This is a genomic window from Halospina sp. K52047b (genome assembly GCF_008709855.1).
GTDB lineage: Bacteria > Pseudomonadota > Gammaproteobacteria > Pseudomonadales > Oleiphilaceae > Halospina > Halospina utahensis_B.
In genome coordinates this window covers 43,586-64,145 of the sequence record NZ_VYJH01000014.1, presented here as the reverse complement: position 1 = coordinate 64,145, position 20,560 = coordinate 43,586, and the positions used below count along the sequence as shown (strand labels likewise).

Below are 20,560 nucleotides of genomic sequence, written 5' to 3'. Positions count from 1 at the left end.
CTGGTTACTCCTGCTTCTGGACCAGTCGTGGGTCTGGAAGATCAGGGAACAGGGGTCGGTTATTATGGCGCATGGACCAGACCGTGCTGACCGTGGCAATGGCGTAGCCATGCCGGTCCAGCTCCGGAAGCACCGCCTCCAGGTAATCCAGCGTTTCCTCATACGGGTGGGCGATCCCGATGGCCGTGCCATCCTTCCGTGCTTTCCTGAGCAGCTGCCGGAACTGCCGGTGGATACTGGCCTGATCCCGCTCGTTGTCCAGGAAGACATCCCGGCTCATGACGGGCACATCCTTTGACAGTGCCGTGGTTTCCGCCACCGTCGCTGCCGTGGTGCGGCTGTCGATGAACAGCAGATCACGCCCCGCCAGCTCATCCATCACCCAGCCCATGGGCTCCTTAACCTCTGTGAGCAGGCTGCCCATGTGGTTGTTGACGCCGGTAGCGCCAGGTACCGAAGCCAGAGCGCTGTGCAGCGTGCTCTGGACTTCCCGCTGGGACATGTCTGCCGCCAGCCCGCCCGGCCCAAGCCCAATGCGGGCCTTATTGGCCATGGGCGCATGGAGTATGACTTCTTTACCGTCATCGGCCGCTGCTCTGGCCTGTTCCCGGGTATAGGGGCGGTGTGGCAGGAAGGCCAGCGTCAGGGGCTGATCCATCGCCAGCAGGCGTGCCCCGGCCTCCTGATTGAGCCCGAGGTCATCAATGATGATGGCAATGGTCGGGGGCGGGCCCTGGCCGGACGCGCTGCCGGGGCCCAGGAGCACCAGTGCGCTGAGTGCAAGGCTGAGGGCGAAGCGCATGCGTGTGTCAGTCCGCCTCGCCATTGGCCCCCTCGGACTTCGTTCCGGCGGCTTTGTCCTTCTCCGGGGTGAGGATCCGCATGCCCTTGAGCAGGTTCAGTGCCGAGCGCAGCTGGTAGTCCTTGCGCTGTGCCTCTTCTTCGCTTTCATCGGTGCCGGTGTCATCCGACTTTTCCTCGGCCTTCTGGCCGTTCTCAAGGTGACCGGGCAGGTCCGCCTCGCTGAACCGGCGTGCGGATTCCACATCACGCAGTTCCGCCGGCCGTACCTCGATGTCCGGCTCGATGCCCTTGGCCTGGATGGAGCGACCATCCGGGGTATAGTAGCGCGCCGTGGTGAGCTTGATGCCGTGGCTGTCGCCCAGCGGCATGACCGTCTGGACCGAGCCCTTGCCGAAGGACTTGGTGCCCATGATAACCGCGCGGCGCTGGTCCTGGAGCGCGCCGGCAAGGATTTCCGAGGCCGATGCGGAGCCGGAATTGATCAGCGCCACAATGGGCACGTTCTCGGCGATGCCGCCGGGGCTGGCATCGAAGCTCAGCTGGCTGCTCTCAATGCGGCCCTTGGTGTAGACGATCCGGCCTTCATTGATCAGCGAGTCCGCCACGTCCACGGCTGCCTCAAGCACCCCGCCAGGGTTGTTCCGGAGGTCGAGCACCACGCCGTCCAGCTCGTTACCGTGCTTGTTCACCAGCTCCTCATAGGCGGTTCTGAACTCCTGGCCGGTGTTTTGCTGGAACTGGCTGATGCGGATGTAGCCGTAGCCGGGTTCGAGCATGCGTGAGCGAACACTGTCCACCTCGATGATGGCCCGCTCAATGGTCACCTCAATGGGGCTGCTTTCGCCGTCACGCCCGATCGTAAGGTCGATCGTGGTCCCGGGCTCGCCACGCATTTCCTTGACCGCTTCCTCCAGGCTCATGCCCTTCACCGGGGTGCCGTCGATCTCGATGATCAGGTCCCCTGCCTGGACGCCGGCCTCCTGTGCGGGCGTGCCGTCGATCGGTGAGATGACCCGGACAAAGCCATCCTCCATACCGACCTCGATGCCGAGCCCTCCGAATTCCCCGGAAGTGCTCTCCTCCAGCTGGGAGAAAGCCTCGGGCTCCAGATAGGCGGAGTGGGGATCAAGCCCAGAGAGCATGCCGTCAATGGCCTTGTTGAGGAGCTCCTTGTCACTGACCTCTTCAACATAGCCGCGCTTGATGCGCTCAAACACCTCTGTGAACTTGCGCAGTTCGTCCAGTGGCAGCTGTTTCTCAGGGTCTGCCAGCTGCACTTCCAGCTCGTTGGTCTGACCGTTCACTGGCGGCTGGTTATCAATGTTACGCGTGGGGTCATTGTCCTCCCCTTCCATGGGCTCGGCCGCGACGCCGGGGAGGGCGGTCAGCGTCAGCACCAGGCTGAGAGCGAGGGTGGTGACGGGGTTCCGGGAGCTGTGTCGCATGGGCGCTGCGTTCCTGTTCAGTGCTTTTCGAGCCAGGCTTCGGGATTTTCCGGCTGGCCGTTATGGCGTATCTCAAAGTAAAGACCGGATTGGGAACGCCCGCCACTGTTACCGGTGCGGGCGATGGTCTCGCCGGCCTGTACCCATTCGCCGGCCGAATGGCTCAGGGTATCGTTGTTTCCGTACAGGCTCATGAAGCCGTCGCCATGATCTATGATGATCATGAGCCCGAACCCGCGCAACCAGTTGGCAAAGACAACGCGCCCGTAGTGGACGGCTGTCACGGGCGTGCCCTTGTCCGCGCGGATGCGGATGCCATTGGCCTGCATGCCACTGTCACCGACGGCATCACCGAAGTGGTTGCTGACGGTTCCATCCAGTGGCCATGGCAGTCTAGCACGCAGTTCGGAAAATGGCCGGATGTCCTCGGGGGCTTCGATGCCAGAGATGGACGCTGCCATTTCCTCGATGAGCGCCTCAAGACGCTCCCGGTCCTCCCGCAGCGAAGCCAGCCGGCTTTCGCGTTCACTGATGCGCTGGCGCAGTTCCGCCAGGCGCTGCTCGCGCTCGTTGCGGCGCTGTTGCAGTTCATCGCGCTGCTCGCGGGCCTGTTCGCGCTTGACGGCCAGCTGCTCGCGTGTTGCCTGCATCTCCTGCCGGTTGCGTTCAAGGGCTTCCATGGTATCCGCCAGTTCCGCCAACTGCTGACGGGTATGATTGCCCAGGCGCTGGTGCCATTCCAGCAGTCGGGCCGCCTGCCCGGGATCCTTCTGGGAGAGGAACAGCCGCAGGGCGGGCTGCTCCCCCTGGCGCCAGGCGGAGCGCACAACTTCTCTCAGTGTTTCCCGACCGCGCTCCGCCTCGGCTTCCAGCTTCCGGTTGCGCTGCTCCAGTCCGGCGAGCTCCTCATCCAGCCCGGTGATGTCTGAATTGATCCGGTTGAGGCGTTGCTGGCTGCGTGCCACGGCCTCCTCGGCCTCCCGCAGACGGGTCAGGGTGGCATCCTCGTTGGCGCGGGCATCCTCGAGCCAGTGGGAAACGGACTCAATGGCCTGCTTTACGTCATCCAGGCGCTCGCGGGCAGCCTGCTCATCCTCCTGTGCCGGAGCCGCGAGCGCCGTCCCGAGCAGCATCGCCAGAACGACGCGGCGCATGTCAGGCCCCGGGCTGGATCAGCGTCTGGCCGGTCATTTCCGCAGGCTGCTGCTGATCCATAAGGCTCAGCAGCGACGGGGCGATGTCGCAGAGCGCGCCCCCGTCGCGCAGGCTGAGCTTGCGGTCACCCACATACACCAGCGGCACCGGTACGGTGGTATGAGCGGTGTGCGGCTGGCCGGTTACGGGGTCGCGCATCTGTTCGCAGTTGCCGTGGTCGGCGGTGACCAGGGCCTGGCCACCATTGGCCTTCAGGGCTTCCAGAACCCGCCCGACGCTTTCGTCCACCGCCTCGACGGCTTTGCTGGCCGCTTCAATGCTGCCGGTGTGCCCGACCATGTCGCCGTTGGCGTAGTTGCAGATCACCAGGTCGTATTGGCCGCTGTTGATGGCTTCAACCAGGCGATCCGTGACTTCCGGAGCGCTCATCTCCGGCTGCATGTCGTACGTGGCCACTTTGGGGGAAGGAACCAGGATGCGGTCCTCGCCCGGGAAGGGCTCCTCGCGGCCGCCGTTGAAGAAAAAGGTGACGTGGGCGTATTTCTCCGTCTCCGCGATGCGCAGCTGCTTCAGTCCCTGATTGCTGGCGTATTCGCCCAGCATGTTGGGCAGGGATTCAGGCGGGTAGGCGCAGCTGGTGTCGAGATTGGCTTCGTATTCCGTCAGCATCACGAAATCGGAAAGGCGCGGTTCACTGCGGCGGCTGAATCCGGTGAAATCCTGGTCCACGAAGGCGTGCGCCAGCTGGCGGGCGCGGTCGGCGCGGAAATTCATGAACAGCACGGCGTCGCCGTCATCGATGGTGACCGGGTTTTCGCCTTCCGCCGCAATCACGCTGGCCGACACGAACTCGTCGTCCTCGCCCCGTGCGTAGGCGGCTTCCAGTGCCTCCACGCCAGAGCCCGCGCGGTAATCGGCCTCGCCCAGGGTCAGCAGGTTGTAGGCCTTTTCGATGCGGTCCCAGTTGTTGTCCCGGTCCATGGCGAAGTAGCGGCCGACGACCGAGGCCACGTGGCCGACGCCCGCTTCGCGCAGCAGACGGTCCGCCTTTTCCAGGGATTCGCGGGCGCTGCGCGGCGGTGTATCACGCCCGTCCAGAAAGGCATGGATATAGACGTAACGCGCGCCCTGTTCCATGGCCATGCGGCAGGCGGCGAACAGGTGCTCTTCGTGGCTGTGTACGCCGCCGGGCGACAGCAGGCCGATCACGTGAACGGCGCCGTCCGCCGCGATGGCGCTGCGGATGGCACCGCCGAGCACCGGGTTTTCCGCCAGTGTGCCGTTCTCGATGTCACGGCTGATGCGGGTCAGGCTCTGGTAGACCACGCGGCCGGCGCCAAGGTTCATATGGCCGACCTCGGAGTTGCCCATCTGGCCTTCGGGAAGTCCCACGGCCAGGCCGCTGGTGTTGAGCAGCGTACGCGGGCATTCCGCCCAGAGCCGGTCCCAGACCGGGGTTTGGGCGAGGCTGACGGCGTTGTCGTCGGTGGGCTCACGCTGGCCCCAGCCGTCCATGATGATGAGCGCGGTTGTCTGAGGTCTGTCACTCATGGGTTCGGGTTCCGGGTTGCCTCGAAAGGGCCTGATTCTAACCTGATTCCGGGTGCCCCGGCCATTGGCGCACCTGTCGTCGCTGCCGGGCCCTGTGTATAATCGCGGCTGAACGAACAGGGCCATGTGGCCCGGACACAGGTGTGGCGCAGAATGATCCAACAGCTATTTGAGTTTGTCATCAATCACTGGATGCTGGTCAGTGCCTTCTTTGTGCTGCTGCTGGCGCTTTTCTGGGTGGAAAGCAGCCGTGCCGGGCGCAAGGTGGGGCCACAGGAAGCGGTTCTCATGCTCAACCGGGATGAGGCCGTAGTGGTGGATGTGCGGGAAAAGAAAGAATTTTCCGAGGGCCATATCCGTGGCGCCGAGCACATTCCCATGGCGAAGCTTAAGGAAAGTGGGAACCAGCTCCGGAAACACCAGGACAAACTGATTATCCTCGTGGATAAGGCGGGCCAGCATTCGGGTATGGCCGTGAAGGAGGTCCCCAACCCTGAGGAGCTCCAGCTGGCACGGCTGACCGGTGGCATGATGGAGTGGCGCAACGCCAATCTGCCGGTCACCAACAAGTAAGAATGCGCCGGTGACGCGGCGGGCCGGGGTTGCCGGCCCGTGCAGTAACAATAGACAGGAATAACGCAATGGCCGAGAACAACGACACACAGGCTGGCGCCGCGGGCGGCCAGCAGGGCGACGAGAACCAGCCGCAGTTCGCGCTCCAGCGCGTCTACATCAAGGACAGCTCCTTCGAGGCGCCCAACACGCCGACCATTTTCCAGGAGCAGTGGAAGCCCGAGGTCACCATGGACCTCAACACCAGCCATACTGACCTGGGAGAAGGCCAGTACGAGGTGGTGCTTCAGCTGACGCTGACAGCGAAGATCGGTGATAAGACTGCCTACATCGTGGAAGTACAGCAGGCAGGGATCTTCGTGGTGCGCAATTTTGATGACAGCCGCCAGGGCCAGATGCTGGGCGCCTACTGCCCCAACGTGCTCTTTCCCTATGCCCGCGAATCCGTGGATACGCTGGTGACCAAGGGCAGCTTCCCGCCCCTGATGCTGGCGCCGGTCAACTTCGACGCCATCTATCAGCAGGCGCTGGAGCGCCGCCGCCAGGAACAGGCCGGCGAGGCGGAGCAGCAGAACCACTGATCACCGCTCAGCGGCAGAGCCCGTCCTCCAGCCCACGGCGGCAGTAGTGGCGGGCTTCCACCCTTTCGACCTCCCAGCATCCGGCGGTTTCCGTCAGCCGGAGGCGGTGGTCGACCCCCGCCACGGCATCATCCCGGAATCCCCAGCGCTGCAGAAGACCGGTCACGCTGCCATCCGCCTCCTGGCGGGTGCGCATATCAATCGTCAGCCGCTCACCGCGATCCGGCCCGATCAGGTCACGGGAGTGCGCCCAGCTTTCCACCGCAGCCTGGGCATCCTTGCAGGCGTTAAGGGGTTCCTGCGGCGTAAGCTCAGGGATGTGGCGCCAGTTCGAGAGGCCTGGCTCATAACCATGTTCGCCAGCCTGTTCGCGATAGTTGGCCCACTCCGGCTGTTCATAGAACTCACTGCCGCCGCCCGGGAAAGCTGCTTCATCGGAGCAGCCACTGAGGGCAATGAGGGCGAATGCGAGTGCGGGAAGCCGGGGCATGGAAGGGGTTCTATTACCATTGGGTGATGTCATGAATCGCATCATGCCCGAATGTGACTCAGTCCGCAAAACGCTCATCCGCGCTTTTCAGGCGGATCCGCCCATACCAGGCGCGGGTGGTGCCTCCGTGGTTATCACAATCGGTCATGATGGCCAGGGCGGTCAGATGCTCCGGTACCTCTCCGTGGTGGCGCCGGAAGTCGGCCCGCAGGTCCCGGGTGACGGTCTGCCATTGGGCACCGTCTTCCGGCGGGCCCGAAGCCACCGCCACCATCCGTGCCCGGGACTGGAAGGGGTTCTGCCAGCTGCTGCCGACCGGTTCGCTGCTGGCCCAGACGTAATTGAGCGCCCGTGTCTTCCAGCGCAGCCAGGTGGGCTCGTGCACGGCGTAGATGCGGGCGGGAAAATCGTCGCCTTCGCGGGTCCGCTCGTCGATATCGCTGTAGACGGCGTCCACCCGCCAGCGCCACTCAATGATGGGCGTCTCGCTGAGATCAATTGGTTCCTCCAGGTAAAGCCCCGAGGCGGAGCCGCCCCTGCAGGTAGCGCGGACGGCCTGGCGCCCATCAATGGTGACCAGTTCGTAGTCCGTTTCGCCGGTGAAGCTGTGGTGTTCCCACCCGGCGATGGCTTCGGGCGGGAAGACGCGTTCGGCCAGGCCGGGGCTGCTCAGGGCGCACATGCCCAAAAGGATCAGTGCCCGGCCAGGCGCCCGGTTATCAGAACAGCGGAACATGCCGTACCAGTGGCCCTCTGTTGCCTATGGGGTTGATCGATCCGGGTTTGCCCGGATCCACCCAGTGAACCCGGTTAATCAGATCCCGGTTGGAGCCGACCCTCAGTTCGGTTTCCCCGGCAAGGTTTTCGTTCGCACCGACTTCCACGGAAGTCAGGAGTCGTTGCCGCCCAAAGCCGGGCCCCATGAATACGGCGGTGGCAGCGGAATTCCACTCGTTCATGCGTCCCAGTTCAATCTTGGGAAGAATCGCCTTTCCCTGCTCAGTGGCCAGTGGTGAGCTGGGATCGATAAGGGCTTTGAGCTCTGCCATGTCGCTGTCGCCGCCCCGGTAGAACAGGTCCGTAATCGGAGCCGAGGCCAGAGCCTGGGGCTGGACGTTGTCTGAGACGGCTTCTGCCTGGTCAATAGATGAGCCGATCCACTGGGCATTGGCCAGGATGAACGCGTTCGCGTCATTACTGGTGGCGGGGTTGTAGCCGATGGCAAAGGGATCCCTGAGGCGGCCATCTGCCCGTGTGCCCCTGGCGGCGGTGAAGTAGAACCAGCCGTCAGCGGTGCCCCTCACCCGTGTTTCCACATAGGGGGCCCGTACCAGCGTGCTCGCGCCGGAGCCACCAGCGCCCACAACCCGGATTTCCCGCCGCGGACTGTCGCTGTCCGCTTTCAGGAGGCCCCATATCACATGGGTAGCTGAGCGGCTGACAAAATAGGGGCGGCCGGGGCCATCCACTGAATCAATAATCCGGTAGCCGTCTGCATCCGCCCTGACCAGGGCATTGCCAATCCCGAAAAAGACGGCGTTGCTTCCCGGTGCGATCCAGCCTGCGTTCGGAATCCGGGGCAGTGTTTTGAGTTCGGGACCACCGCTGTTTGGGAGGTCGCTGATACTGTTGGCAGTGCGGTCGTAGTAAGTCAGCTGGTAGTTGCGATCGGTGTCGCTGGTGGGAGCATCGGTGTACGCGAGGATGGCCCCTTCGGTTCCTATGCGCCCGATCATGTGGAGTTCTGTGAAGGGGGCGCCTGTATTTGCCGTATCGATGCCCTGACGGGAGGTGGAGAGGTCTAGCGCGTCGTATCTTGCAGGGGTGCCGTCACTTTCCAGAGTGAGCCACTGAGGCTCATGCGCAGCGCTGTTATTGAGTCCGGCAACCACGGTGACCCCCGCAGGGAATGATTGCGGGGTCGTGCCTGCATCATCACCAAGCCGTACCTGTTTCCACTCCGTCACACTCGAGCGCTCCGGGCAGTCGTTGGTGTTTCTCTGACTGTGGTAGGCGACACTGGTGTTGTCCATGGCATCCAGGTCATAGGCCCATCCGCCAAGGCAGGTCTCCGCAGTGTTCTGCTGGTTGGAGACGCGCTTTACGGACTCGGCAATCTCCCCGTAAGTGTGGGCCAGCGCAAAACCCGTGTCGGTTCGGTAGAAAACGGCGCGGGGCGCGAGTCTCTCATCGGCCTCCACGAGCGTGGGCACGGTCTGTACCGGGAGTTCGGCGAGCAGGCTGGAGTCGATCTCATCGGAACCGTTGTTGTCCTTAGGGGTAGCAAACAATCCCTTTTCCTGACTGCCTTTGCCCTGGGCCCAGAACCGGGATTCGGTGTAAACCGTCGGGCTGGTCGGGCTCTGGTTGTCCTCGCGTATTGGGGTCTCCGGGATGGGGCTGTCACCAGGAAGGGTAATCTGATCTCCGATACCTGAGCCGCCACTGCTGCCGTCTGAGCAGCCCGTGAGCAGGAGAGACAGAAGACAGAGCGAGAGCGTTGCGGGTAATACGCGTTTGGATGGCATTGTTCTGCCCCCTGGTTTTGTGACGCCGTTCACATTGAGTATACGCCTGAAATTTCAGATATGACCACCGAGCCAGGCCCAGGCAATGCCGAGGTACTCGTGGATCGCGCGTTCGCTCATCTCCAGGGCACCTGCCGAGGGTAACCAGAAAGCGGGATCGGACTTGAGGGCGGTGCCTGCCGCGCGCCGGGCGGTGGGTGCGGGGATGGGGTTCAGGCCCACCTTACGGTTGAGCATCATGGCCCGGGGCATGTGCGAGGCTGAAGTGACCAGCAGGAACGGGGCCTCTCCGACCGCCTCGCGCATGAATTCAGCCTCCTGGCGGGTGTTCAGAGGGTTGGGGTGGATGCGCAGGCGGTCCGGGTCCGCGCCCATCGCGATGGCTGCCCGACTCATGACCGTAGCGCTGGGAGCGTCCCCGAAGACACTGCCACCGGACAGGATCAGGGTGCTTTCCGGCAGGGCATTCTGCAGGCGCAGCCCTTCCGCCAGACGGAGGCTGGCGACACCACTGAGGCGGGTCGTGGGGGGTGCATCCGCATCCTCCGAGGCGCTGGAGCCCAGCACCAGAATCCAGCGGACATTGCTGAAAGCCTGCGGCTGGGTGATGGGCTCGTAGCGGGATTCCAGCGGCAGGATCAGCCAGCGGGCCAGGGGTTCGACGGAGAACACCAGGAACAGTATGCCGGCCATGCAGGCCGCGGTGACGGCCAGCCGGGTCCGTTTGAGGAGTCGCAGGCCCCACGCCACCAGCAGGATGAGACCGACCAGGGGCAGGGGGCTGAGCAGGGCGGCGATGATTTTGGTCAGCAGCATGCAGGAAGGGTACCCGATACGGTCGTGGGCGGGAAATATTTGACAGTGGGTGCGGGCAGATCAGAATTGGGGGCATGTCGCAACGCCCGGAACGCCTGACCAGCCTCGATGTACTGCGTGGATTCGCCATACTGGGCATCCTCGTGATCAACGTCCGGGCCTTTGCTGAAGTATCGACCGCCCAGCTCAACCCCGGGGTCATGGGCAGCTTTGAGGGGGCGGAGTTCTGGGTCTGGTTCGTTTCCCACCTGCTGTTCGAGTACAGCTTCATGCCGCTGCTGGCCGCGCTGTTTGGCGCGGGGGTGGTGATCCAGGGGGAGCGGCTCGCCGCTGAAGGGTTTCAGGTGGACCGGGTTCTGCGGCGGCGCATGGGGGCGCTGGCACTCATTGGGCTGGGGCACCTGGTCCTCATCTGGTACGGCGACATTCTGCTGCTTTACGCCGTGGTGGGGCTGGTTGCGGCGCGTTTCCGGAACCTGCCGCCGGCCCGGCTTCTGGGCTGGGCGTTGGTGTTCTATCTGGTGCCTTTCGGCTTTGCCCTGCTGATGACCGGCATCCTCAACTGGATGCCTGCCGAAGAGTATGAGGCCTTCAGGCAGCAGTTCTGGAGTGCGGATTCCGCACTGGTCGAGCAGGAGATCGAGGCCTACCGGGGCGGCTGGCCAGCCCAGTTCGAGCATCGGCTCATGGTACTGTTCGAGAGCTGGCCGAGCATGCTGCTGACCGAATCGGGCTGGCGTGTGCTGGCGCTCATGCTGGTGGGGATGGCGCTTTACCGGGGTGGTTTCTTTTCCGGTCACTGGCCGGAGTCGCCCTACCGGCGGCTGGGGCTGCTTGGGTTCGGCATCGGCATTCCACTGTGCCAGTGGGGGGTACTCTACAACATGACCCATGAGTGGGGCATGGCGGAATCGCTCTATGCCGGCCGTCAGTTCAATATCTGGGGCGGTCCCCTGGTGGCGCTGGGTTGGGCCTCCGCAGTGATGCTGGCGCTCCAGCGGGGCCTGTTCAGGGGGCTTCTGGAACGCCTGAGGGCACTCGGCAGGCTGGCGCTCAGTGCCTATCTGCTCTGCTCGGTCCTGGGCACAGCGTTTTTCTACACGGGCGGACGCTTTGAGGCCACGCCGCGTCTGGTCCAGTTGCAGTTCATCCTTGCGGTCTGGCTGATGCTGCTGGTGATCGCGCCATTGTGGCTGCGGCGCTGGCGTGCCGGGCCCGCTGAATGGCTGTGGCGGCGTTTTGCCTACCGCGAGGATCGGGGGTAACCGGCGTTACCCGTGGAAGCTCCAGATCTGTGGAATCAGGGTGATGACAGTGGTGGCTACCAGCAGACTCAGCGGAATGCCCATGCGCATGTAGTCCGTAAAGCGGTAGCGGCCCGGCCCGTAGACCATTAGGTTGGTCTGGTAACCCAGCGGCGTGATGAAGCTGGCGCTGGCGGCGAACATCACCGCGATGGCGAAGGGCAGGAAGTTGACCCCGAGCTGCTCGGAGATCGCCAGGGCGATGGGGAACATGAGCACAGCGGCGGCATTGTTGGTGATGACCTCGGTGAACAGGGCGGTCAGCAGGTAGATGATGGCCAGGGCCATCCAGGGGGACATCTCACTGTTGCCCAGAAGGCTGCCCGCCACCCACTGGGCCGCACCGGTCTGGTCCATGGCGTTGCCCAGGGCGAAGGATGAGGCGATGATCACCAGTACCGGCAGGTCCAGGCTGCGCCGCGCTCGCGAGGCACTGGTGCAGCCGAACAGGATCATGGCGCCGCCGGCCAGGAAAGCGGCCTCCATGATGCTGAGCAGGCCACTGGCACTGAGGGCCACCATGCCCGCAAGGATCCCCAGGGCGGCGGGGGCACGGCTGAAGTCTGGTGGCGTGGAGTCATTGAGAGCGCTCACCAGCAGGAAGTCGCGCCGGAAGCGGTACTGCTCCACGAATTCATGGCTGGCTTCGAGCAGCAGGGTGTCGCCCATGCGCAGGCGGATGTCGCCCAGCTTCCCGGAGACCCGCTTGCCCTCGCGCGAGACCGAGAGGATGGCGGCATTGAAGCGCGAGCGGAAACGGCTTTCGCGCACAGTCTGGCCCAGCCCGGCAAATTCCTGGCCGAGGACGACTTCCACCAGGCAGCGCTGATGGTTCGCCAGCTCCAGTTTCTGGACATTGGCGTTGGCCGGTATCAGCCCCTGTATGCGGCGCAGTTCGCTGGCGCACTCCGGGGCTCCCACGAAATAGAGCCGGTCCCCGCCCTGCAGATCCCGGTCCGGCTCCACCGGTGAGATCAGGTGGCCGTCGCGTTCGATCTCTGTGAGATAGCCGTAGTTCAGCGCGCGCAGGCCAGCCTCGGCAACGGTTCTCCCCGTCAGTGGGCCCTTTCTGTCCACTTCGACTTCCACGCCGTATTCGCGCACGGCGTCCAGGTCCTCGGTGACGCCGCCGCGGTCCGGCAGCATGTGGTTGGCGAAGAGGACCAGAAAGGTACCGCCGATCAGCAGCAGGGGCAGCCCTACCCAGGCGAGTTCAAACAGGCCCAGCTGGATGTCGAGGCGGGACTGGAGAAGGCCGTCCACCACCAGGTTGGTGCTGGTGCCGATCAGCGTGCAGGTGCCGCCCAGAATGGCGGCGTAACTCAACGGCAGCAGCAGCCGGGAGGCGGGAATGCCCAGCCGTTGGGCCCAGTCCTGAACGGCCGGGATGAACATGGCCACTACGGCGGTGTTGTTCATGAAGGCGCTCATCAGGCCGGTTGGCGCCACCAGCCGTGCCTGGGCCCGCCATGTGCCCTTCGGGTGGCCGAGCAGGTGGCGGGCCAGCCACTGGATGGCACCAGTCTCCTTGAGCCCGGCGGCGACCACGTAGAGGGTGGCAATGGTGATCACGCCCGGGTTGGAGAAACCGGCCAGCGCCTCTGAGGGGGACAGGATGCCCAGGATCAGCATGACGGCCATCGCCGTCATCAGCACCAGGTCCGCGGAGAGCCGGGTGAAGATCAGGGTCCCCAGAACCGTGACCAGCGTGGCCAGGGTGAACGCCGCTTCCCAGTCCATGGCCGTCAGGCGTCACCCCCGGGCTTGAGCAGGTCGCGCTCCTTCAGGTAGCAGAGCAGATTCTCCACGCAGGCGTCGACGCTCAGGTTGGAGGTGTCCAGCGTGATCTCCGGATGCGCCGGCGCTTCATAGGGGGAGTCGATCCCGGTGAAGTCATGGATCTCGCCACCGCGCGCCTTGCGGTACAGGCCCTTGGGGTCGCGTTCCTCGCAGGTGGCCAGCGGGGTATCCATGAAGACCTCGATGAACTCACCCGCCGGGAACATGTTGCGCACCAGCCGCCGGTCGCTGGCGAAGGGCGAGATGAAGGCGCTGAGCACGATAAGCCCGGCATCCGCAAACAGTTTGCTGACCTCACCGATGCGGCGGATGTTCTCCACCCGGTCCTCATTGGAGAAACCCAGATCCCGGTTCAGGCCATGGCGGACGTTGTCACCGTCCAGCAGGAAGGTGTGGTAGCCCTCATGGTAGAGCGCTACGTCCAGCGCGTTGGCGATGGTGGACTTGCCGGAACCGGAAAGGCCGGTGAACCACAGCAGGCAGGGGTGCTGGTGCTTGATGCTGGCGCGCTCGGTGCGCGAGATCTTGTGGTCGTGCCAGACAATGTGGTCGCTCACGTTGGATCCTTCCTCAAAAGCTGCCGGAAATCGAAAAGTGTTTATTGTCATCCAGCCTCCATGACCGGTGCAATGCCGCATCAGGGTCGAATCGGCCCGCCATCTGGTAGACTGGCTTCCAAAACAGGCAAACAGGAGCATACAACCATGCGTGATGTTGTCATCGCCGCTGCCCGGCGTACCGCCGTGGGCACTTTCGGGGGCGGCCTCGCCGGCCAGAGCGCGGCCCAGCTCGGCGCCACCGTTATCCGCCAGCTGCTGAGTGAGACCGGTATTTCATCGGAGCAGGTGGATGAGGTGATCCTCGGCCAGGTGCTGACCGCCGGTGTCGGCCAGAACCCGGCGCGCCAGGCGGCGATTGGGGGTGGCCTCACCGAGGCCGTGCCGGCCATGACCATCAACAAGGTCTGTGGTTCCGGCCTTAAGTCCCTGCACCTGGCGACCCAGGCGATCCGCTGCGGCGACTCCGACCTGATCATTGCCGGCGGCCAGGAGAGCATGAGCCAGGCACCGCACGTGCTGCCCAACAGCCGTAATGGCCAGAAGATGGGCCACTGGCAGCTGATCGACTCCATGATCCAGGACGGGCTCTGGGATGCCTTCAACGACTACCACATGGGCGTGACCGCCGAGAACATTGCCCGCGAGTACAGTATTACCCGCCAGGCGCAGGACGAGTTCGCCGCCGCCTCCCAGCAGAAGGCGGAGGCTGCCATCAACGCCGGGCGCTTCAGTGATGAGATCGTCCCCGTGAGCATTCCCCAGCGCAAGGGCGATCCCAAGGTGGTGGACACCGACGAGAACCCGCGCCCGGGCGTGACCGCCGAGGGGCTGTCCGGACTCAAGCCGGCCTTCCAGAAGGACGGCGGCGTTACCCCGGGCAATGCCTCGGCGTTGAACGATGGGGCTGCCGCCGTGGTGGTCTGTTCCGCTGAAAAGGCCCAGGAGCTGGGCCTGGAGCCGCTGGCCACCATCCGGGGCTATGCCAATGCCGGCGTGGCGCCGGAAATCATGGGTACCGGGCCCATTCCGGCGACCCGCCGCGCACTGGAGCGTGCGGGCTGGGGCATTGACCAGCTGGAGCTGGTGGAGGCCAATGAGGCGTTCGCCGCCCAAGCCATTGCCGTGAACCGGGATCTTGGCTGGGATACGGACAGGGTGAACGTCAACGGCGGTGCCATTGCGCTGGGCCACCCGATCGGAGCCTCCGGCTGCCGGATCCTGGTGACCCTGCTGCACGAGATGGGCCGGCGTGAGGCCCAGCGTGGCCTGGCGACACTGTGCATCGGTGGCGGCATGGGCGTGGCACTGGCCGTTGAGCGCTGAATGCTCAATATTGCGCTCTATGAGCCGGAGATACCGCCCAATACGGGCAACATCATGCGGCTGGCGGCCAGTACCGGCTGCCGTCTCCACCTGATCCAGCCGCTGGGCTTCCAGCTGGATGATCGGCGCATGAAGCGGGCTGGGCTCGATTACCGGGAGTACGCCAGTGTGTCCGTGCACGAGGACTACAGGGCTTTCCTTGAGGCAGAGCCCATCCGGTCGGGCCGGCTTTTCGGGATCTCCACGAAAGGCACCAATGGTCACCATCAGGCAGCCTACCAGCCTGGGGATACCCTGATGTTCGGTCCAGAGACGCGCGGTCTGCCGGAGGACGTTCTGGCCGGGCTGCCTAAGGGGCAGGTGCTGCGCCTGCCGATGGTGCCGGAACGGCGCAGCCTGAACCTCTCCAACGCGGCGGCCGTAGTGGTCTATGAAGCCTGGCGTCAGCTCGGCTTTGAGGGGGGTGTCTGATGGATGTCTACGAGGTGGGCGGCGCGGTGCGCGACTGGCTTCTTGGCCAGGCGGTGAAGGACCGGGACTGGGTAGTGGTCGGCGCCACGCCCGAGCAGATGCTGGCGGCTGGTTACAAGCAGGTGGGGGCGGACTTTCCCGTCTTCCTCCATCCCGAGACCCGGGAGGAATACGCGCTGGCCCGCACCGAGCGCAAGAGCGGCCACGGCTACCATGGCTTCGAGGTGCACAGTGCCCCGGATGTCACGCTTGAGGAAGACCTGAAGCGCCGGGATCTGACGGTCAACGCCATGGCCCGTGATGCTGAGGGGCATCTGGTGGATCCCTTCGGGGGTGAACAGGATCTTGCTGACCGGGTGCTGCGCCATGTCTCTCCGGCCTTTGCCGAGGACCCGCTGCGCATCCTGCGTACTGCCCGGTTCGCCGCGCGTCTCGCCCCCATGGGGTTCGAGGTGGCGGAGGAGACCATGACCCTGATGCGCTCCATGGTGGTCGAAGGTGAGGTCGACCACCTGGTCCCGGAACGGGTCTGGCAGGAAACACGGCGGGCTCTTCACGAAGCGCGCCCCCGGGTCTTCTTTGAGGTCCTGGAAGCCTGCGGTGCCCTGGCTGTGGTGATGCCGGAGATTGCGTCGCCGCTCGAGGTGCGCGAAGGGGGCCTGTCAGCTCTGGCGCGGGCGGTGGCTATCAGTGATGCCACCGAAGTACGTTTCGGCGCCCTTAGCTCGAAGCTCGAGGCGGATACCGCCGATGCCTTCAGTGAACGGCTGCGGGTTCCCAACAGCTGTCGGGATATTGCCGTGAGTTCGGCGGCACTGCCGCGCTGGCCGAGACCGCTGAGTGCGGACTGGGTGGAGAAACTCATCGAAAAGGCGGATGCCTGGCGGCGCCCGGAGCGCTTCGAGCAGCTGCTGATGGTGATGGAAGCCTGTGGGCTGGATGCTCAGGCGGCGGCCCGGGTGCGTGAAGCCCGCTCCCGGGCCGCGGGCGTGGAACCCCGCGCCCTGATGAAAGAGGGTTACCAGGGGAAGGCGCTGGGCGAGGCTATTGCGGCCCGCCGGCGACAGGCGATTGAACAGGTGGTCGAGGGAGAAGCGGACGATGCATGAGCACGGTGGCGTGGCTCTGGTGACCGGGGCGGCAAGACGGCTGGGCGCGGGCACCGCAAGGGCCCTGCATGCGAGGGGATACCGGGTGGTGGTGCATTACCGCAGCCGGAACCGTGATGCGGAAACGCTGGTGGCCGAGCTGAATGCTGCGCGTGCCGGCTCGGCCGTGGCATTGCAGGCGGATCTGCGGGACCCGGAGGCGGTCCAGACGCTGGCCCGTGAGACACGGGAATACTGGTCCCGGCTGGATGTGCTGGTGAATAATGCGTCCGAGTTTTTCCCCACGCCCGTGGGAGAGCTGAGCATGGAGCAGTGGGGCCGCCTGGTCGACACCAACCTGCGCGCCCCTGTGCTGCTGGTTGAGGCGCTCGCTGGGGAGCTGAAGCTGCAGCGTGGCTGCATCATCAACCTGATTGACGTCCATGCCGAGCGCCCGCTGGCGGATCATCCGGTTTACTGCGCCACGAAAGCCGCCCTGGCGTCGCTGACGCGCTCCTGGGCCAGGGATATGGCGCCGCAGGTGCGGGCCAACGGGGTGGCACCGGGGGCAATCCTGTGGCCGGAAGGCGAGGGCGGTGGCGCCATGCCGGAGGAGGAGCAGCAGGCGATCCTGCATCAGGTGCCGCTGCACCGCACCGGCGAGGTGGATGATATTGCCGGTGCCGTGGCCTGGCTGGCCTGCGATGCGCCCTATGTGACCGGGCAGGTGCTGAATGTGGATGGCGGGCGCAGCGTGACCGGCTAGATAACAGCGGTGTCTAGCCGGGGCGGACCTGATCCAGGTTCATGGACACCCGGTGCTGTTTCTGCAGGAAATCGATCAGCACCATCGCCCGGGTTTCCCCGTCGTATTCCTGGAAGACGGCGTTCAGGCCCCGGAAGGGCCCTTCCAGAATCTCGAGCTTGTCCCCTTTGTGGATGCCCCCGGCCTCGGCTGCGGATTCCAGACCCTCCCGGATCCCCTGGATGACCTCATCGGCAATGGGTGCCGGCCGGTTACCGAAGCTCACAACCCGCACCACGCCGCGGGTGGAGCGGAGCTTGTGCCAGACCGGATCGGTCAGCTCCAGGTTGATGAACAGGTACCCCCGGAACAGGGGCTCCCGCCGCATCCGGCGCTTACCCTGCTGGATGGTTTCCACGTCAATCTCTGGGAAGAAACACTCGATCCCCTGGTTCTCCAGGTTCGCCAGCGCGCGAGCCGCCTGGGCCGGTTTATGCTGTAAGGCGTACCATGCCATGCGCAGAAATCCTTTCCTTTACCACTGTGGGGCCATTCTAGTGCGCAATACCCGGCGAGGTTAAGCAGGACGTTGATAAAAGTCCTTTTACAGGTGCTGGGATGGGCTTATGGTGGTTCGTATCCACCGCAAGGGTGCGGTATACGGATAAAAGGAGGTGACCATCATGAGTGTTCTTCTGTTGCTGCTCGCAGGGCTGGTTCTGCTCTATCTCGGGGCGAACTGGTGGCTCGGTACCGCTGGGCTTGTTATTGCTACGGGCATCGGGTTCTGGCTGGACAGCTGGCACTGGCTGAGCGTGTTCATCGGAACTGTGCTGCTTCTGGGCACACTGGTGGTCATCATCCCATCACCACTGCGGCGCAGCCTCATCAGCAGCCCGCTTCTGGGCATGATCCGGGGTATGCTGCCCACGCTATCCGATACAGAACAGCAGGCTCTCAATGCCGGCAGCGTGGACTGGGACGGCCAGCTGTTCTCCGGCCGGCCGGACTGGAACCACCTTCTGGATCTGCCTCACCCCAAGCTCACCGAAGAAGAACGGGCCTTCATCGACGGCCCGGTGGATGAGCTCTGCGCCATGCTGGACGACTGGTCCATCACCAATGAGCGTTACGACCTGCCGGAGGAGGCCTGGAAGTTCATCCGGGAAAAGGGCTTCTTCGGCCTGGTGATCGACAAGGAGCACGGTGGGCTCGGGTTCTCGAATACCGCGCACTCCGAGGTGGTCATGAAGATCGCCTCCCGGGGCGTCTCGGCCGCGGTTACCGTCATGGTCCCCAACTCCCTGGGCCCGGGTGAGCTGATCACCTATTACGGCACGGACGAGCAGAAGCAGTACTACCTGCCGCGCCTGGCAAAGGGCGACGAGGTGCCCTGCTTTGCCCTGACATCACCAGTGGCCGGTTCGGATGCCGGTGCCATTCCGGACCGGGGCGTGATCTGCCGGGGCTACTGGAACGGCCAGGAAGTGCTCGGCATGAAGGTCACCTGGAACAAGCGTTACATTACCCTGGCGCCGGTGGCCACGCTGATCGGTCTGGCGATCAAGGTCTATGATCCGGACCACCTGCTGGGCGAGGAACACGACCTGGGCGTGACCACGGTGATGGTGCCGGCGGACACGGAGGGCGTGAACCACGGAGCCCGCCATCTGCCCATGAATACCGTCTTCATGAACGGGCCGACCTGGGGCGAGGATGTGTTCATCCCGCTGGATCAGGTCATCGGCGGGCGCGGGATGATCGGCCAGGGCTGGCGCATGCTGCTGGAGTGCCTGTCCATCGGGCGTTCCATCTCACTGCCGGCACTGGGCACCAGCGGCGGCAAGATGGCCTGCCTGACCACCGGCTCCTACGCCTCCGTGCGCGAGCAGTTTGGCCGCTCCATCAGCGACTTCGAGGGGGTTCAGGAAGCGCTGGAGCCCATGGCCGGTTACACCTGGATGATGGACAGCGCCAGGGTTTTCACCTCCGGCATGCTGGATCGCGGCGTGAAGCCCTCTGTGCCGTCCGCGCTGCTCAAGTACCGCAACACGGACCTGATGCGCAAGGTCGTGACCAACGCCATGGATGTCGTGGCCGGGCGTGGCGTCATCAAGGGGCCGCGTAACTTCCTGGCCCGGATCTATCAGGCGATTCCCATTGCCATAACCGTAGAGGGTGCCAACATCCTGACCCGCAGCCTGATGGTCTTCGGCCAGGGCGCCATCCGTTGCCACCCCTATATCGTCCAGGAGATCGAGGCAGCCGGCATGGAGGATGCCGGCAAGGCGGTGCAGACGTTCGACGGCGTCTTCTTCGCCCACATCGCCCATACCAGCCGGAACGTGCTGCGTTCCCTGGTTCTGGGACTGACCGGTGGCCTGGTGCAGCCGACGCCCGGCCAAGGGGGATTGCGGCGTTACTATCAACAGCTGTCGCGGTTCGCATCCGCTTTCTCGGTGCTGACCGACGTGGGCCTGTTGACCCTCGGTGGCAGCCTCAAGGGGCGCCAGCGGTTTACCGGGCGTATGACGGACGCTCTGGTCGGGCTCTATTACGCTTCCGCCTCCATCAAGCAGTGGCATGAGGAAGGCTATAACGAGGAGATGCGTGATGTGGTCGAGTGGAGTCTGCAGCGCTCGCTCTACGATATCCAGACAGCACTCTATGCAGCCGTGACCAACTTCCCGGTCAAGCCCCTGCGCTGGCCGCTGAAGGTGCTGGTGTTCCCGCTGGGCGTGCGCCTGCGCCAGCCGGATGACGAGCTGGGGCAGCGCGTGGCGCTGAGCATTGTGAAGGAGGGCGGCGCCAAGGAGCGGATTCCGCGCGGGGTCTATCACACCGAGAACCCGGAAGACCCGGTCGGTCGCATCCTGCATGCCCTGCGCCTGGCCCGTGAAACCGAGCCGGCCCGCAAGCGCATCAACGATGCCATCCGCAAGTCGGACCCGGACGAACTCCAGGACATTGAGATGCTGCTTGGTCACCAGCGAGAGGAACTGCTTGACTGGGCCCAGGAGCGGGATCTGCTGGACGACTCCGAACGCCAGAAGGTGTCCGAGGCCATGGCCGCAATGTACGACACGATCCGTGTGGATGCGTTCTCCAAGGAGAGCATTGAGGCACTGGCACAGGACTCCATTGGGCGCCTGGAGCTGGTGGAGCGGCCTAAAGCGGAGGATGAACCGACCAACTGATGGTGTTCGGGGCGCCTGCGGGGAGCGTTCCCGCAGGGGCAGCCCCGCGGTGGTCCTGCAATGCGACCATCGTCTAATACTCTCCCGAGTGCGGGATCGTTAGTTTTCCGGCAACAACTGTATCGCTCA

The 20,560-nt window shown here is 64.4% G+C and carries 19 protein-coding genes; 8 read left to right on the top strand and 11 right to left on the bottom strand.

Going from position 1 to position 20,560, the window contains the following annotated elements; genetic code table 11:
- Nucleotides 1–4 precede the first annotated feature (4 nt).
- Genes F3089_RS14425 through gpmI form a run of 4 tightly spaced genes read right to left on the bottom strand, consistent with a single transcriptional unit; the run spans nt 5 to nt 4,955 of the window.
- Nucleotides 5–826 (bottom strand): divergent polysaccharide deacetylase family protein, encoded by an 822-nt coding sequence (locus tag F3089_RS14425; protein WP_225741777.1) that lies wholly within the window; start codon nt 824–826, stop codon nt 5–7.
- Nucleotides 810–2,249 carry a S41 family peptidase gene (locus F3089_RS14420; RefSeq protein ID WP_151441484.1) on the bottom strand — a complete coding sequence of 480 codons (1,440 nt, stop codon included), beginning with the start codon at nt 2,247–2,249 and terminating at the stop codon, nt 810–812. The genes F3089_RS14425 and F3089_RS14420 overlap by 17 nt, the downstream gene beginning before the upstream one ends.
- Nucleotides 2,250–2,266: 17 nt before the next feature.
- Nucleotides 2,267–3,403 carry a murein hydrolase activator EnvC family protein gene (locus F3089_RS14415; protein ID WP_151441483.1) on the bottom strand — a complete coding sequence of 379 codons (1,137 nt, stop codon included), beginning with the start codon at nt 3,401–3,403 and terminating at the stop codon, nt 2,267–2,269.
- A gap of 1 nt (nt 3,404) precedes the next feature.
- A complete protein-coding gene (gpmI, locus tag F3089_RS14410) occupies nt 3,405–4,955 on the bottom strand; it encodes a 2,3-bisphosphoglycerate-independent phosphoglycerate mutase (RefSeq protein ID WP_151441482.1) in 1,551 nt (516 codons plus the stop codon).
- 153 nt (nt 4,956–5,108) lie between these two features.
- Between gpmI and F3089_RS14405 the strand changes: the two genes are divergently transcribed.
- Together F3089_RS14405 and secB are read left to right on the top strand one after the other, a co-directional pair.
- Nucleotides 5,109–5,528 (top strand): rhodanese-like domain-containing protein, encoded by a 420-nt coding sequence (locus F3089_RS14405; RefSeq protein ID WP_202405769.1) that lies wholly within the window; start codon nt 5,109–5,111, stop codon nt 5,526–5,528.
- 68 nt (nt 5,529–5,596) lie between these two features.
- Nucleotides 5,597–6,109 (top strand): protein-export chaperone SecB, encoded by a 513-nt coding sequence (secB, locus tag F3089_RS14400; protein ID WP_151441481.1) that lies wholly within the window; start codon nt 5,597–5,599, stop codon nt 6,107–6,109.
- A gap of 7 nt (nt 6,110–6,116) precedes the next feature.
- On the opposite strand, the gene F3089_RS14395 is transcribed toward secB, so the two are convergent.
- Genes F3089_RS14395 through F3089_RS14380 form a run of 4 tightly spaced genes read right to left on the bottom strand, consistent with a single transcriptional unit; the run spans nt 6,117 to nt 9,943 of the window.
- A complete protein-coding gene (locus tag F3089_RS14395) occupies nt 6,117–6,632 on the bottom strand; it encodes a hypothetical protein (protein ID WP_151441480.1) in 516 nt (171 codons plus the stop codon).
- A 25-nt stretch (nt 6,633–6,657) separates the two neighbouring features.
- The gene (locus F3089_RS14390) at nt 6,658–7,335 is read right to left on the bottom strand and encodes a DUF3047 domain-containing protein (RefSeq protein ID WP_151441479.1); all 678 of its coding nucleotides are present in this window, start codon (nt 7,333–7,335) and stop codon (nt 6,658–6,660) included.
- On the bottom strand, nt 7,319–9,127 hold the full coding sequence (locus F3089_RS14385; protein WP_151441478.1) for a hypothetical protein: 1,809 nt from the start codon (nt 9,125–9,127) through the stop codon (nt 7,319–7,321). The genes F3089_RS14390 and F3089_RS14385 overlap by 17 nt, the downstream gene beginning before the upstream one ends.
- A gap of 54 nt (nt 9,128–9,181) precedes the next feature.
- Nucleotides 9,182–9,943, bottom strand: a complete 762-nt coding sequence (locus tag F3089_RS14380; protein ID WP_151441477.1) for an ElyC/SanA/YdcF family protein — start codon at nt 9,941–9,943, stop codon at nt 9,182–9,184.
- A 74-nt stretch (nt 9,944–10,017) separates the two neighbouring features.
- Here F3089_RS14380 and F3089_RS14375 point away from each other — a divergent pair, with 74 nt between their 5' ends.
- The gene (locus F3089_RS14375) at nt 10,018–11,208 is read left to right on the top strand and encodes a DUF418 domain-containing protein (protein ID WP_151441476.1); all 1,191 of its coding nucleotides are present in this window, start codon (nt 10,018–10,020) and stop codon (nt 11,206–11,208) included.
- Between the two features lie 6 nt (nt 11,209–11,214).
- On the opposite strand, the gene F3089_RS14370 is transcribed toward F3089_RS14375, so the two are convergent.
- Nucleotides 11,215–12,987, bottom strand: coding sequence for an SLC13 family permease (locus tag F3089_RS14370; RefSeq protein ID WP_151441475.1), 1,773 nt, complete (start codon nt 12,985–12,987; stop codon nt 11,215–11,217).
- A gap of 5 nt (nt 12,988–12,992) precedes the next feature.
- On the bottom strand, nt 12,993–13,604 hold the full coding sequence (gene cysC / locus F3089_RS14365; protein ID WP_151441474.1) for an adenylyl-sulfate kinase: 612 nt from the start codon (nt 13,602–13,604) through the stop codon (nt 12,993–12,995).
- Between the two features lie 147 nt (nt 13,605–13,751).
- On the opposite strand from cysC, the gene F3089_RS14360 reads away from it, so the two are divergent.
- The 4 genes from F3089_RS14360 to F3089_RS14345 are packed head-to-tail and all read left to right on the top strand — an operon-like array spanning nt 13,752 to nt 17,255.
- On the top strand, nt 13,752–14,930 hold the full coding sequence (locus tag F3089_RS14360; protein ID WP_151441473.1) for an acetyl-CoA C-acetyltransferase: 1,179 nt from the start codon (nt 13,752–13,754) through the stop codon (nt 14,928–14,930).
- Nucleotides 14,931–15,401: a tRNA (uridine(34)/cytosine(34)/5-carboxymethylaminomethyluridine(34)-2'-O)-methyltransferase TrmL gene (trmL, locus tag F3089_RS14355; RefSeq protein WP_151441472.1), complete on the top strand. Its 471-nt coding sequence runs from the start codon at nt 14,931–14,933 to the stop codon at nt 15,399–15,401.
- Nucleotides 15,401–16,510 (top strand): tRNA nucleotidyltransferase/poly(A) polymerase-related protein, encoded by a 1,110-nt coding sequence (locus F3089_RS14350; protein ID WP_151441471.1) that lies wholly within the window; start codon nt 15,401–15,403, stop codon nt 16,508–16,510. The genes trmL and F3089_RS14350 overlap by 1 nt, the downstream gene beginning before the upstream one ends.
- A complete protein-coding gene (locus tag F3089_RS14345) occupies nt 16,503–17,255 on the top strand; it encodes a pteridine reductase (RefSeq protein ID WP_151441470.1) in 753 nt (250 codons plus the stop codon). Before F3089_RS14350 ends, F3089_RS14345 begins: the two co-directional genes overlap by 8 nt.
- 13 nt (nt 17,256–17,268) lie before the next feature.
- On the opposite strand, the gene rfaH is transcribed toward F3089_RS14345, so the two are convergent.
- The gene (gene rfaH, locus F3089_RS14340) at nt 17,269–17,751 is read right to left on the bottom strand and encodes a transcription/translation regulatory transformer protein RfaH (RefSeq protein ID WP_151441469.1); all 483 of its coding nucleotides are present in this window, start codon (nt 17,749–17,751) and stop codon (nt 17,269–17,271) included.
- A 166-nt stretch (nt 17,752–17,917) separates the two neighbouring features.
- On the opposite strand from rfaH, the gene F3089_RS14335 reads away from it, so the two are divergent.
- Nucleotides 17,918–20,431 carry an acyl-CoA dehydrogenase gene (locus F3089_RS14335; protein WP_151441468.1) on the top strand — a complete coding sequence of 838 codons (2,514 nt, stop codon included), beginning with the start codon at nt 17,918–17,920 and terminating at the stop codon, nt 20,429–20,431.
- Nucleotides 20,432–20,560 lie beyond the last annotated feature (129 nt).

Coding starts and splice junctions, on each gene's coding strand:
- F3089_RS14425 (WP_225741777.1), bottom strand. CDS start 826: ATGGCGAGGCGGACTGACACACGCATGCGCTTCGCCCTCAGCCTTGCA.
- F3089_RS14420 (WP_151441484.1), bottom strand. CDS start 2,249: ATGCGACACAGCTCCCGGAACCCCGTCACCACCCTCGCTCTCAGCCTG.
- F3089_RS14415 (WP_151441483.1), bottom strand. CDS start 3,403: ATGCGCCGCGTCGTTCTGGCGATGCTGCTCGGGACGGCGCTCGCGGCT.
- gpmI (WP_151441482.1), bottom strand. CDS start 4,955: ATGAGTGACAGACCTCAGACAACCGCGCTCATCATCATGGACGGCTGG.
- F3089_RS14405 (WP_202405769.1), top strand. CDS start 5,109: ATGATCCAACAGCTATTTGAGTTTGTCATCAATCACTGGATGCTGGTC.
- secB (WP_151441481.1), top strand. CDS start 5,597: ATGGCCGAGAACAACGACACACAGGCTGGCGCCGCGGGCGGCCAGCAG.
- F3089_RS14395 (WP_151441480.1), bottom strand. CDS start 6,632: ATGACATCACCCAATGGTAATAGAACCCCTTCCATGCCCCGGCTTCCC.
- F3089_RS14390 (WP_151441479.1), bottom strand. CDS start 7,335: ATGTTCCGCTGTTCTGATAACCGGGCGCCTGGCCGGGCACTGATCCTT.
- F3089_RS14385 (WP_151441478.1), bottom strand. CDS start 9,127: ATGCCATCCAAACGCGTATTACCCGCAACGCTCTCGCTCTGTCTTCTG.
- F3089_RS14380 (WP_151441477.1), bottom strand. CDS start 9,943: ATGCTGCTGACCAAAATCATCGCCGCCCTGCTCAGCCCCCTGCCCCTG.
- F3089_RS14375 (WP_151441476.1), top strand. CDS start 10,018: ATGTCGCAACGCCCGGAACGCCTGACCAGCCTCGATGTACTGCGTGGA.
- F3089_RS14370 (WP_151441475.1), bottom strand. CDS start 12,987: ATGGACTGGGAAGCGGCGTTCACCCTGGCCACGCTGGTCACGGTTCTG.
- F3089_RS14360 (WP_151441473.1), top strand. CDS start 13,752: ATGCGTGATGTTGTCATCGCCGCTGCCCGGCGTACCGCCGTGGGCACT.
- trmL (WP_151441472.1), top strand. CDS start 14,931: ATGCTCAATATTGCGCTCTATGAGCCGGAGATACCGCCCAATACGGGC.
- F3089_RS14350 (WP_151441471.1), top strand. CDS start 15,401: ATGGATGTCTACGAGGTGGGCGGCGCGGTGCGCGACTGGCTTCTTGGC.
- F3089_RS14345 (WP_151441470.1), top strand. CDS start 16,503: ATGCATGAGCACGGTGGCGTGGCTCTGGTGACCGGGGCGGCAAGACGG.
- rfaH (WP_151441469.1), bottom strand. CDS start 17,751: ATGGCATGGTACGCCTTACAGCATAAACCGGCCCAGGCGGCTCGCGCG.
- F3089_RS14335 (WP_151441468.1), top strand. CDS start 17,918: ATGAGTGTTCTTCTGTTGCTGCTCGCAGGGCTGGTTCTGCTCTATCTC.